This is a genomic window from Alcanivorax sp., from assembly GCF_019431375.1.
GTDB lineage: Bacteria > Pseudomonadota > Gammaproteobacteria > Pseudomonadales > Alcanivoracaceae > Alcanivorax > Alcanivorax jadensis_A.
The window spans coordinates 1,732,907-1,744,917 of record NZ_CP080267.1 but is presented as its reverse complement, the minus strand read 5'-3'; the positions used below and the strand labels follow the sequence as shown (position 1 = coordinate 1,744,917).

Annotated in this window: 13 protein-coding genes; 7 read left to right on the top strand and 6 right to left on the bottom strand. The window is 61.6% G+C overall.

Features of this window, described 5'->3' with window-relative positions:
• Positions 1-204 precede the first annotated feature (204 nt).
• The 6 genes from KZ772_RS08125 to lptD form a co-directional block, all read right to left on the bottom strand.
• Positions 205-1,011, bottom strand: a complete 807-nt coding sequence (locus KZ772_RS08125) for a symmetrical bis(5'-nucleosyl)-tetraphosphatase (protein WP_290539294.1) — start codon at positions 1,009-1,011, stop codon at positions 205-207.
• Between the two features lie 114 nt (positions 1,012-1,125).
• Positions 1,126-1,503: a Co2+/Mg2+ efflux protein ApaG gene (gene apaG, locus KZ772_RS08120; RefSeq protein WP_290539293.1), complete on the bottom strand. Its 378-nt coding sequence runs from the start codon at positions 1,501-1,503 to the stop codon at positions 1,126-1,128.
• Positions 1,504-1,577: 74 nt separating this feature from the next.
• Positions 1,578-2,372, bottom strand: coding sequence for a 16S rRNA (adenine(1518)-N(6)/adenine(1519)-N(6))-dimethyltransferase RsmA (gene rsmA, locus KZ772_RS08115; protein WP_290539292.1), 795 nt, complete (start codon positions 2,370-2,372; stop codon positions 1,578-1,580).
• On the bottom strand, positions 2,369-3,373 hold the full coding sequence (pdxA, locus tag KZ772_RS08110; RefSeq protein ID WP_290539291.1) for a 4-hydroxythreonine-4-phosphate dehydrogenase PdxA: 1,005 nt from the start codon (positions 3,371-3,373) through the stop codon (positions 2,369-2,371). Before pdxA ends, rsmA begins: the two co-directional genes overlap by 4 nt.
• On the bottom strand, positions 3,370-4,698 hold the full coding sequence (locus tag KZ772_RS08105) for a peptidylprolyl isomerase (RefSeq protein WP_290539290.1): 1,329 nt from the start codon (positions 4,696-4,698) through the stop codon (positions 3,370-3,372). Before KZ772_RS08105 ends, pdxA begins: the two co-directional genes overlap by 4 nt.
• Entirely contained in the window at positions 4,691-6,973 is a 2,283-nt protein-coding gene (gene lptD, locus KZ772_RS08100; RefSeq protein ID WP_290539289.1) for an LPS assembly protein LptD, read from the bottom strand. Before lptD ends, KZ772_RS08105 begins: the two co-directional genes overlap by 8 nt.
• A 90-nt stretch (positions 6,974-7,063) precedes the next feature.
• Here lptD and KZ772_RS08095 point away from each other — a divergent pair, with 90 nt between their 5' ends.
• From KZ772_RS08095 to KZ772_RS08065, 7 genes are all read left to right on the top strand, one after another.
• Positions 7,064-8,068, top strand: a complete 1,005-nt coding sequence (locus tag KZ772_RS08095; RefSeq protein WP_290539288.1) for a phosphotransferase — start codon at positions 7,064-7,066, stop codon at positions 8,066-8,068.
• On the top strand, positions 8,065-8,736 hold the full coding sequence (murU, locus tag KZ772_RS08090) for an N-acetylmuramate alpha-1-phosphate uridylyltransferase MurU (RefSeq protein ID WP_290539287.1): 672 nt from the start codon (positions 8,065-8,067) through the stop codon (positions 8,734-8,736). The genes KZ772_RS08095 and murU overlap by 4 nt, the downstream gene beginning before the upstream one ends.
• 85 nt (positions 8,737-8,821) lie before the next feature.
• Complete coding sequence (rpe, locus tag KZ772_RS08085; protein WP_290539286.1) at positions 8,822-9,496, top strand: ribulose-phosphate 3-epimerase; 675 nt, start codon at positions 8,822-8,824, stop codon at positions 9,494-9,496.
• A gap of 28 nt (positions 9,497-9,524) precedes the next feature.
• Positions 9,525-10,130: an NlpC/P60 family protein gene (locus tag KZ772_RS08080; RefSeq protein ID WP_290539285.1), complete on the top strand. Its 606-nt coding sequence runs from the start codon at positions 9,525-9,527 to the stop codon at positions 10,128-10,130.
• A gap of 212 nt (positions 10,131-10,342) precedes the next feature.
• The gene (gene lysM, locus KZ772_RS08075; protein ID WP_290539284.1) at positions 10,343-10,786 is read left to right on the top strand and encodes a peptidoglycan-binding protein LysM; all 444 of its coding nucleotides are present in this window, start codon (positions 10,343-10,345) and stop codon (positions 10,784-10,786) included.
• Positions 10,787-10,795: 9 nt separating this feature from the next.
• Positions 10,796-11,179 (top strand): DUF2780 domain-containing protein, encoded by a 384-nt coding sequence (locus tag KZ772_RS08070; RefSeq protein ID WP_290539283.1) that lies wholly within the window; start codon positions 10,796-10,798, stop codon positions 11,177-11,179.
• 482 nt (positions 11,180-11,661) lie between these two features.
• Positions 11,662-11,961, top strand: a complete 300-nt coding sequence (locus KZ772_RS08065) for a hypothetical protein (RefSeq protein ID WP_290539282.1) — start codon at positions 11,662-11,664, stop codon at positions 11,959-11,961.
• The last annotated feature ends 50 nt before the right edge of the window (positions 11,962-12,011 follow it).

Here is a 12,011-nt window from a genome sequence, read left to right as displayed (position 1 = left end):
ATTTTTTTTGCAGAAAAAGGATGAAGTGTGGCGAATGTCTGACAGGCCGGGTGATGAGCTGTGAAGGGCGCTGGCGGGGGGCAGAAAACGGTTCTGGCAGGGTTGGGGAATGGCGGATTGCCATCAAATTGCAGTGTGGCTATCAGCTATTCCTGACATAGCGGTGCGGCCGCCAGAAGAAAGAGTGCCTGCCGGCGCTGGGAGTCAGCAGTGGCAGGCGATGCGGGTCAGATCATCGAGACGCAGGGCGGTGAGGCTGCCGCCCCAGACGCAGCCGGTATCCAGCGCGTCTACCCCGGGCACATCCGTATGGCCTTCCAGTGCCGCCCAGTGACCGAACAGGATGCGGGTATCGGTAGCCTGGCGGTGGGGGTGCTGGAACCAGGGCATAAACCCTTCCGGCGGCGCATCGGCTTCGCCCTTGGTGGCCAGGTCCAGTTCTCCTGCCAGGTTCACAAACCGCATGCGGGTGAAATGGTTGGTGATGACTCGCCAGCGTTCCGGGCCCTGCAGGTCGTCGTTCCAGCCCGCCGGCTGGTTGCCATACATGTTGGCAAAGTACTCGCCCACCTGCGGGCCGCGCAGCACCTGCTCCACTTCCCGGGCCCGTTCACGGGCTTGAGCCAGTGTCCATAATGGTGGGATGCCGGCATGGGTCATCACCGCCTGGTGTTCCGGGATATCGACCAGCAGCGGGCAGTCTTGCAGCCAGCCCAGCAGGGCGTTGCGGTCCGGTGCCTCGAGGATGTCCGTCAGGGTGTCCTTGCGGCGGCTGTCGGTACTGCCCTGGGCCACGGCCAGCAGGTGCAGGTCGTGGTTGCCCAGCACCGTATGCACATTATCGCGCAGTTCATAAACCCGGCGCAGGGTGCCCAGGGAATCCGGGCCCCGGTTGACCAGATCCCCGGCCAGGAACAACCGGTCGCGATCGGCATTGAAATTGATTTGTTTCAGCAGGCAATTGAAGGGCTCCAGGCAACCCTGCAAGTCACCGATGGCGTAATCGCTCATAGGGCGCCTCCGGCATAGCGCGGGGCGACTGATGCGCTTACCTCTCCCCGGTAAGAGGAGCAGGGTGTTGGCACGGCCAAGCGTCGGAGGCCCGACGTCAGACGTCTGACGTCGTTAGTGCAGTGCATGCGGTACCGCAAGAGTAAACATGGGGACTTGTGCGTCGAAGTGTGTGCCATCTTCTCCAATCATCTGGTAACTGCCGCGCATGCTGCCGACTTCGGTTTCCAGGATGGCGCCGCTGGTGTAGGAAAATTCCTGCCCGGGGGCGATATGGGGCTGTTCGCCGATGACGCCTTCGCCGTGGACTTCCTGCACGCGATCCTCGCCGTCGGTGATCACCCAGTGGCGGGTCAGCAGGCGGGCGCTGACGGTGCCTTCATTACGAATGGTGATGTGGTAGGCGAATACCCAGCGCTGACTGTCCGGATCGCTCTGATCGGCGAGAAACTCGGTTTCCACCGAGACCTGAATGTTGTGGCGCGGGCTCATGGTTGCTCCGTTGATGTGATTCTCGCTGAATGGGTTGTTCCCCGGTGCCGGTTACCCGGCTGGCTCTGGCGTGGCTAGGCGGTGCCCGCCTCTGGCCGGGTGATATTGGCCAGGGCCACATAGTCAGCCACCGAGAGTTGGTCGGGGCGCAGGCCGGCGTCGATGCCTGCCTGTTCGAACTGCTCCAGCGTTACCTGTGATTTTAGACTATTGCGGATGGCCTTGCGTCGTTGGGTGAAGGCCTGGGCCACCAGCCGGCGCAAGTGATCTTCATCCTCGGCCGGGTGGGGCAGGCTGGCATGGGGAATGAGCCGGACTACCGCGGAATCCACCTTGGGCGGCGGACTGAAGGCGCTTGGCGGCACGAAGAACAGATAATCCGCCTGGCAGTGGTACTGGACCATGATCGACAGGCGGCCCCAGTCGCGGGTGCCGGGGCTGGCGGTGAGCCGGTCCACCACTTCCTTCTGCAACATGAAGGTCATGTCGCTGATGGCGTCCGCCTGGCTGAGCAGGTGGAAGATCAACGGGGTGGAGATGTTGTAGGGCAGGTTGCCGATCACCCGCAGCGGCTTGTCCGCCGGTTTCAGGGTGCGGAAGTCGAAGCGCAGGGCATCGCTTTCATGGATGGTCAGGCGCTCCGGGCTGTTTTCCTGGCGCAGCAGGGCGATCAGGTCCCGGTCCAGCTCCACCACGTGCAGGTGCGGCAGCTGTTCCAGCAGCGGGTAGGTGAGCGCGCCGCGGCCGGGCCCGATTTCCACCAGGGTGTCGTCTTTCTGCAGCCCCAGGGTACGCACCATCAGGTCTACCAGATTGCGGTCATGCAGAAAGTGCTGGCCGAAACGTTTGCGGGTGCGGTGTTCTGTCATGTGGCGGCAAGCTCCAGAGCGAGTCGGGTGGCGGCGATCAGGCTGCCGGCCTTGGCCTGGCCGGTGCCGGCCAGGTCGAAGGCGGTGCCATGGTCCACGGAGGTGCGGATAAAGGGCAGCCCCAGGGTGATATTGATGGCTTCGCCAAAGCCGGCGTACTTGAGGACCGGCAGGCCCTGGTCATGGTACATGGCCAGCACAGCATCGTGCTGTGCCAGCAGGTCCGGCTGGAAGGCGGTATCCGCCGGCACCGGGCCGGTGAGTGCCATACCCTGGGCACGCAGGGCATCCAGGGTGGGAATGATCACGTCCAGTTCTTCGCGGCCCAGATGGCCGCCTTCGCCGGCATGGGGGTTGATCCCCAGCACCAGGATACGCGGTTCCGGGATCCGATATTTGCTGATCAGATCGTCGCGCAGGATGGTCAGGGTGCGGGTCAGGCTGTCCGCGGTTACCGCCCGGGACACCTGGCTGAGCGGCAGATGGGTGGTGACCAGGGCCACCCGCAGTTCGCGGGCGGTGAGCATCATCACCACCCGGTCCACGCCGGCCTGTTCCGCCAGAAATTCGGTATGGCCGGTAAAGGCCGGGTCGGCACCCTCACAGATCACGTTTTTGGCCACCGGAGCAGTCACCATGGCGGCAAAGGTGCCGTCCAGGCAGCCCTGGGCGGCGCGGGTCAACATGGTGACGGTGCCGCTGGCAGTGGTCGGATCAGGTTGGCCGGCGGCCACCGGAGCGCCGGCCGGGGTGTGCCATACCGGCAGGGTATCGGCTGTCAGCGGTTGCCCTGGTTGCCAGTCGGAGAGCGTCACGGTCAGATTGAGCTGCTTTGCGCGCTGGGCCAGCACGTGGCGGTCACCGATGACAACAAGCGGGGCGCCCGGGAAAGTGTCCGGCAGGGTCAGTACCAGATCCGGTCCGATCCCTGCAGGGTCCCCGTAGGTGATGGCAATGGGACGCTCTGGCGTCGGACGTCCGACATCAGACGTCAGACTCATAAGCGAATATCCACGTAGGATTCGCTGCGCTGTTCCTGCAGCCAGGTTTCCAGCTCTTCCTCGAAACGGCGTTTCTGCAGGGCCTGGGTGGCCTGCATGCGGCGGAATTCCTCGCTCATGTCCGCGTCGCGGGTATCGTCCACGCGCAGGAAGTGCCAGCCGAACTGGCTCTCGAATACCGGCGACAGCTCGCCTACCGGGGTATTGAGCATCATGTCCTCGAATTCCGGTACCATCTCGCCCCGGGTAATCCAGCCCAGCTCACCGCCGTTGCGGGCACTGCCCGGGTCGTCGGAATGCTCTGCGGCCACCTTGGCAAAGTCCTGCTTGCCAGTGGCAATGCTGTCATGCAGACGCACGGCTTTGGCTCGTGCCTCGTTGGCACTGGTCAGGGCGTCGGGTTTGATCAGTACGTGGCGAACCTGATACTGGGTGACCACCTTCTCGACCCCGCCCTTGCGATCCATCAGCTTGAGAATATGAAAGCCGGCGCCGGAGCGCAGCGGCTGGGAAATGTCGCCCTTGTTCATATCGATGGCGGTTTCCGCGAACAGGCTGGGCCACTGGGCTGCCGGGCGCCAGCCCAGGTCGCCGCCTTCCAGTGCCTTGGGGCCATCGGATTCGGCAGTGGCCAGTTGCTGGAAATCGCTGCCCTGTTTCAGCCGTGCCACGAGGCTGTTGGCCTTCTCTTTGGCAGCCTGCACTTGCTCCGGGCTGGCGCCAGCGGGCAGCCGCACCAGGATATGACCAAGACGGAAATCGGCTTCGAACATCTTCTTGCCCATTTCCGAGTTCAGGAAGCGGTCCACTTCCCGGTCGGTGATGCGGATGCGGGAGGCCACGCTGCGCTGCTGCAGGCGGGAAATCAGCATGTCCTGGCGGATCTGTTCGCGGAACTGGGCCCAGTCATAACCGTCCTGGCGCAGGGCGGCGGCGAAATCTTCCAGAGTCATGCCGTTTTGCCGGGCGATGCCGGCCAGGGCCTGGTTGAGCGTGGCGTCATCCACCTTGATGCCGGCCCGGTCGGCAAGCTGCAGTTGCAGGCGCTCCAGGATCATGCGATCGAGCACCTGCTCACGCATGACTGCCGGGGGCGGCAATGGCTGGCCCTTTTCCTGGAATTGCAGGGCAATGGTGTTGATGCGCTCGTCCAGCTCGCTGGCCATGATGGCGCCGTCGTTGACCACGGCCACGATGCGATCAAGCATCTGCACCTTGGCGTGGGACCAGACCGGTACCATCAGCACGGCCAGGGCCAGCAGGCCAAGCAGGGTGTGTCTGGCGTGCAGCGTGCGGTGTGCAGCGTGCGACGTTGTCTTAATCATACTGTCTCCTGTATCCCGGAATGCTGCGCTCCAGCAGGGCATCAACCTGGCCGCCGAAGCCGCCCAGGCCAACCATCTGGATCTGTACCCAAATGGTGCTGTCCGCTTCCAGGTCGCCGTCGCCATCATCATCCACTAGCTCCCGCTGACTCAGCAGGCGCAGTTTCCAGCAGCAATTGCGGTATTCGGCCCCGGCGATAGTTTCCAGAGTGCGCTTGTTTTCCAGGTCGTACATCCAGCGGCCTACCATGCGCCAATGGCGATGTATCGGCAGGATGCCGCTGATTTCCGATTCGCGGATGTCGTCTTCGGGGCGGTCGTGATACCCCAGGTTGACGACCCGGCGTTCCCGGTCGTTGTAACCGATCTGGAAGCTGGAGCGTTCCCGCTCGTTCTCTTCCAGATCCCATTGGGCTTCAGTGTAGAGGTACCAGTCGCGGGCAAAGTTCCATCGGGCATCGCCCACCAGCGGCGTCTGGTCGTCGGTGGGGTCTTCCACGGTCTGGTCGGTGACCACCTTGCGATCGTCGAAGTAGAACCCCTGGGCCAGTCGCAGCCGCAATTGTTCCCGGCCGGTGGCATCATGGAGGAAACGGCTGGTCAGGCCCAGCGCCAGTTTTTCCTCGTCACCGATGCGGTCGTAGCCGATAAAGCGGTTTTCCCGGAACAGCGAATTGTAGGAAAAGGTGAGCTCGCGGCTGTCGAAGTTGGGCAGGAAGTCCTGATTCTTGAACGCCACCTTGTTGACGAACAGGCGAGGTTCCAGGGTCTGGGTGTAAGCTTCGCCGAACCAGCGGCTGGGTCGCTCGAAGAACAGGCCGGAGTCCAGGCTGGCCCCCCAGGTGGTGATATCCGGGTTGTCTTCGGCATTGGTGTCCACGCTGTCCAGCTCGTAGCGGGTGTGATACAGCCGGGCGCGAGGTTCCAGGTAGCCCCAGGGTTGCTGCAGGCGCAGGTTCAGTGCCGGGGCCAGGTGGGCGCGCAGGCCGGTGGCCTTGCCGCTGTCATCGGAGCCGCTGCGTTCGAAAGAGGTGACATCGGACAGCCACAGCCCCTTGAGGGGGCCATACAGGGTCGGGTCACCGGTTAGCTGCAATTGTGGCAGGCGACGGTAGGGCAGATCCTGATCCGCCAGGGTCGGGTCGATGGTCTGCCAGGATTGCATGCGCCCCAGTACCTGCCAGGTGCGGCCGTAATAGCGGGCTTCCGCCAGTCGCGGCAGGTGGGTCTGGGAGCTGATTTCCAGGCCGGTATCCAGGTCCTTGAAGTAGAAGTCGTCCGACACATAGTTGAAGTCGGTCTTCAGGTTCCAGCGATTGATGTTGCCGCTATGGGTCCAGCGGGCTACCTGGCGGTCTTCATCATCAAACTTGCGGTCGTTGAACAGCACCCCGTAGCTGATGTCGCCTTCACCCCAGGGCGTCAGGTAGCGGAATTGGGAGTCCACCCCTTCGCCACGACCATCGATAAAGCGGGGCCCGATGGTGGCATCCAGCTGTGGGTGGATGTTCACGTAGATCGGCTGGGTAATGTCCAGGCCGCCGCTGCTGTCGCCGATAGCGATGGTGGGGAACAGCAGGCCGGTCTTGCGCCGGTCGTCAATGGGGAAGGTCAACCAGGGCAGCCAGAAGATCGGCATGCTTTTGACTTTCAGTACCACATTGTTGGCTTCGCCCCAGCCCTTCTCCCGGTCCAGGAAAATCCGCTCCCCTTCCAGAGACCAGCCATTGGAGCCCGGGGCACAGGTGGTATAGGTGCCACGGGTAATGGTGGTGGTGGTCTCGTTGAGGAAGATATAGTCGGCGCTGCCCCGGGCGGCGGTATTGAACAGGGAATAGCGCACACCCAGCAGGCTGCCTTCCTTGCGACGGGTCTGGCCGCTCATGCTGGAGGCAATAAAGGTGGCCTGGTCGCTTTCCAGGCGCATACCGTTTTCCAGCTGGAACTTGCCGGTGGCCTGGTCCAGTTGTGCACTGTCGGTGGTAATGCGGCTGCCAGGCTGCTCGATCAGCACGTCACCATTCAGCTCGATCAGACCATTCTGCGACATGGTGGAGTGGTCGGCGGTGACCACGGTGTCGCTGCCTGCCACGGGAATGCCCACGGCCGGGTTATAGTAGATGCCGCCACACCATTCCGGGATGCTGCGCTGTTGCACGGCAGGGAACGTGGCCATTTCTTCGCGGTCAACCCAGTTCAGGTCGTTGTCCGCGGTGCTGGTGCCTGCCAGAAGCAGCAGGCCAGGGATAAGAATTCGTTGTACGGGCAGTGGCATCGGCTGCTCAGAACAGGTAAAAAGGCCGTTTTGTACAGCGGCGGCAATTCCGCCCTGTAAAAGCGGCAGTGTAATCGAACAAGGAAGGCAATGCAGCCTGATAAAAGTAAATCCGACAATAAGGCCGATCCCCGCAAGGTCGCCCTGGACCAGTGGGTAAGCACTTACCTCGGTGCCAGTGTGGCGGGGGAGCCTGCGTCCGCGGATGCCAGCTTCCGGCGCTATTTTCGCTATCAGCACGATGGCCGCAGCCTGATCGCCATGGATGCGCCACCGGCCCAGGAGGACTGCCGACCCTTTGTGGATGTGGCTCAGCGTCTTCAGCGTGCCGGCCTGCATGTGCCCGAGATCGTCCATCAGGATCTGCAGCAGGGCTTTCTGCTGCTCACCGATATGGGTAATGAAACCTGGCTGACCGCCCTCAACGAGAACAATGCGGATGCCTGGTACAGCGCCGCCATCGACGCCCTGATTACCCAGCAATTGCATGCGGACATATCTGGCCTGCCGGTCTACGACGAGGCCCTGCTGCAGCGGGAGCTGGAGCTGTTTCCGCAGTGGTACCTGTTCCGCCACCGGGAAAAGGTGGTCACCGGCGAGCTGCGCCAGCGCCTGGACCGGGTGTTCACTGTGCTGATCGAATCGGCCCTGGCCCAGCCGCAGGTGTTCGTGCACCGGGACTACATGCCCCGCAACCTGATGGTGTCCGACCCCAGCCCCGGCGTGCTGGACTTCCAGGACGCGGTGGCCGGCCCCATCAGCTATGACGTGATCAGCCTGTTCAAGGATGCCTTTATCAGCTGGCCGGAAGCGCGGGTGCTAGGCTGGCTGCGGGAGTATTTCGACAAGGCCACCGTCGCGGGCCTGCCGGTGCCGGCGGACTTCGATACCTTCCTGCGCGATTGCGATCTGATGGGCGCCCAGCGCCACCTCAAGGTGATCGGTATCTTTGCCCGCATCTGCCACCGGGACGGCAAGCCCAAATACCTGGGCGATGTGGCCCGATTCTTCGCCTACCTGCGCACCGTCATCGCCCGCCGTCCGGAGCTGGCGGACCTGGAATGGATCCTGGATCAGCTCGAGGACAACGAGTGAAGGCCATGATCCTGGCCGCCGGCTACGGCAAGCGCATGCGGCCCCTCACCGACCACACCCCCAAGCCGCTACTGCAGGCCGGGGGCAAGGCGCTGATCGAATACCACATCGAAAAACTGCGCGATGCGGGCATCGACTCCCTGGTGATCAACACCGGCTGGCTGGGCGACCGGCTGGCTGCCACCCTGGGCGATGGCCGGCGCTTTGGCATCCCCATCGCCTATTCCCATGAAGGCACCCCGCTGGAAACCGCCGGTGGCATCCGCCGGGCGCTGCCCTTGCTGGGGGATGACCCCTTTGTGCTGGTCAATGGCGACATCTGGACCGATTTCGACCTGTCCCGGCTGGTGGCCCACCGGCCTGACCCGGTGCATCTGGTGCTGGCGGATAATCCGCACCACCATCCGGGCGGGGATTTTCATCTGACAGAAGGGGGCCGGGTGCGCGATAATGGCGAGCCCAGGCTGACCTATGCGGGCATGGGGCGGTTCGATCCGGCCTTGTTCCGGGATCTGCCCGATGGCGAAGCGAAACTGGCGCCGCTGCTGCGCGCCGCCATGGCCGACGATGCCGTCAGCGGTGAGCACCACCCCGGCCAATGGTGGGATATCGGCACCCCGGAACGCCTGGAAGAACTGGATACGCTGCTCAAGAAAACCCGGCTGTAGGAGCCATGCTTGCATGGCGAACCCGCAGGAGCCTGTTCGCTATGCAAGCATGGCTCCTACGGAAAATTGTAATTGAGGAAATGTCATGCCCAAGCAGGATTACCTGATCGCCCCTTCCATTCTGGCCGCCAACTTCGCCCGTCTCGGGGAAGAGTGCGATAACGTGCTGGCCGCCGGGGCGGACGTGATCCACTTCGACGTGATGGACAACCACTACGTGCCCAACCTGACCATCGGCCCCATGGTCTGCAAGGCCCTGCGCGACCACGGCATCACCGCCCCCATCGACGTGCACCTGATGGTCAGCCCGGTGGATGATCTGATCGGCATGTTCGCCGAGGCCGGCGCCAGCTACATCACCTTCCACCCGGAAGCCAGCCAGCACGTGGACCGCTCCCTGCAGCTGATCAAGAGCCACGGCTGCAAAGCCGGACTGGTGCTCAACCCGGCCACCCGCCCGGACTGCCTGGAATACGTCATGGACAAGCTGGACATGATCCTGCTGATGAGCGTCAACCCGGGCTTCGGCGGCCAGAAGTTCATCCCCTCCACCCTGGACAAGACCCGGGCCGTGCGTGAGCTGATCGATGCCAGCGGTTACGACATCCGCCTGGAAGTGGATGGCGGCGTCTCTGAAAAGAACATCCGCGAAGTCGCCGCCGCCGGCGCCGATACCTTCGTGGCCGGCTCTGCCATCTTCGGCAAGGACGACTACGCCACCGTCATCCAGCAAATGCGCGAGGAGCTGGCGCAGGCCTGAGGGCCTTCACCGCTCAGGAGGGAACCGAATGGCCCTGCCACTGCCTTATCCCTCCATGCGCTACGCAACCCTGCTATTCACCTGTCTGATGCTCCTGCTGGCCGGCTGTGCCAGCAGGGCGCCTGTTGCCCCGGAATCGATGACCGATGCTCCGGCGACAACCCGTGCCAAGCAAAAAGCCAGCCCAGGCAACACGGCCCCGGATCTCCAGTCCCAGCAGGAGCTGGATGCGCTGGTGGCAGAAGTCATGTCCGAAGCGCCGCCTCTGCGGGTTTCCCTGGAGGCCCAGCATGAAGACTGGAAGGGCGTTCCCTATCGTTACGGCGGCCTGAGCCCCCGCGGCGTGGACTGCTCAGGCTTCGTCTACCTCACCTTCCTGTCGCGCCTGGGCATGGAAGTGCCACGCACCACCCTCGAGCTGCTGAAAAGCGGCGAAAAGATAAGGCGCGACGAGATTCAGGTGGGCGACCTGGTGTTCTTCCGCACCGGCCCCGGCAATCGCCATGTGGGCATCTACATGGGCAACGGCGATTTCCTCCATGCGTCCTCCAGCCAGGGCGTCATGACTTCCTCCATGAGTAACCCCTACTGGCACCGCCGTTACTGGCAGGCTCGGCGTCTGGTAAGCCGCTGATCAATTGCTAACTTCTGCAAAATTATGTTGCTTTGTCGCCATGTCGCTTGGCTTTGTCAAAAGGCGCGGCAAATAATCCTGACTGGCTTGGACGCCTTCGCCAGCACTGTCCCTTTTCTGCCGGTCTGTATCAGGAAGCTTACAGAAGCCAGAAATTGCATAGCGTTCACGGAAGCATCCAGGGAATATTCGTCATAGAGCAAGGAAGTCTCATGGACCTGTTCAGCTTTGCAAAAGATATTGGCAAGAAACTGTTTGGTGACAGCGACGCGGATGCGGCGGAAAAGATCAAGGCGCATATCCTCGAAGACAATCCCGGTGTCAGTAACCTGACCGTCAGCTACGCCGATGGCTGTGCCACCCTTGCCGGCGACTGTGAAAGTCATGCCGCCAGGGAAAAGGCAGTGCTGCTGGCCGGCAACGTGGAAAACGTGGAGAAAGTGGAAGGCGACGCTCTCACCGTGCCACCGGAAGCGGCAGTGGAAGAGGTGGCCTACTACGAGATCCAGAAGGGCGACACCCTGTGGAAGGTAGCCACGGAATTCTACGGTAACGGCGCCAAATACACCGCCATCTTCGACGCCAACCGGGAAGTCATCAAGGACCCGGACCTGATCTACCCCGGCCAGAAAATCCGCATTCCCCAACAGGGCTAGGAGGCAGCCATGGAACTGCTCAACCAGATCGTATCCACCCTGGGGGTCAGTGAAGATCAGGCAGCCGGCGGCACCGGCCTGTTGATGAAGCTGGTGAAAGACAACCTGGGCGGTGGCGACTTCCAGAAAGTGCTGGGCGCCGAACCACAGCTGAGTTCACTGATGGAGCAAGCACCGGACAGTGGCGGCGGCCTCATGGGTATGGCCGGCGGCCTGTTGTCCAGCATGGGCAACGACAAGCTGGCCGGCTTCGCCGAAATCGCCGGCGGCCTGCAGAAACTGGGCCTGGAAAAAGAAACCCTGATGCAGTTTGCTCCCCTGCTGCTGAACTACTTCCAGCAGCAGGACAAGGGCGACATCGCCAGCCTGATCCAGAAAGCCCTGCCGTTCTAAACGATACCCTGCCGAACCGGCAGGGAGCACTGAGCCCAAGGCGAACTGCACCGGGAAACGTGAAAGGGTGCAGTTCGCTGCGTTCTAGGCTCTCGGCATTCCTGCTTCTCTCCAGCATTGCTCCCAATCCCACTTTTTCCTCTGTACAGCAGAGCTCTTTTGCTTCGTCTCCCTTGCCCGGGCAGAACCTCCCGTTTTTCACCCGCGCGCAAGTTGAATTTGTAGGATATGGCTTACATATTTTTGTAAGTTGCTGGGATAAAGTGAGTTTTCGGGTTTGGGGGTACAAGAAAAGTCCGAGTTAAATTTCCTGTTCAACACGCAAGTGCAAGAAAAGTCAGTTGAGAATGATCCCTGACTTGCGGCTAATACATTGGTTGCCTTGGTTTTTAGATTATATTCAGCGAAGAATGGGCCAGGGGATATATTGCAAAGTGATATATCGCATCTGCTATTGAATAAACTGTTAAAATGGAGAGGGAATGAGCAGGGATGTTCCAGAACTGAGTGAGTCGCTTTCAATGCTATGGGCGTCTATTGCTTCCCAGGGCGGAGTTTTCCAAATCGCTCTGCTCTTAACCTTTATCAACCTTGTCGTCTTAAACTTATACGTGGCCAAGCATTCTGAATATGTCGAAAAGAAGGGAGTTACTGGCTTTTTTGTGGCATATGATTTGATTTTTCCAAAAGGGAAGAAAGGTGCAGTTTGTTTGGTGCTGCTTTTTTCGTTAATTGGCCTGGCTGCCAGCACTATCTATATTGGTGCTGTTAACCACAGATAGAATAAATTTAACAAGGGCCTGCAGGCCGACCTTCGGCGGCTGAGGCGGGC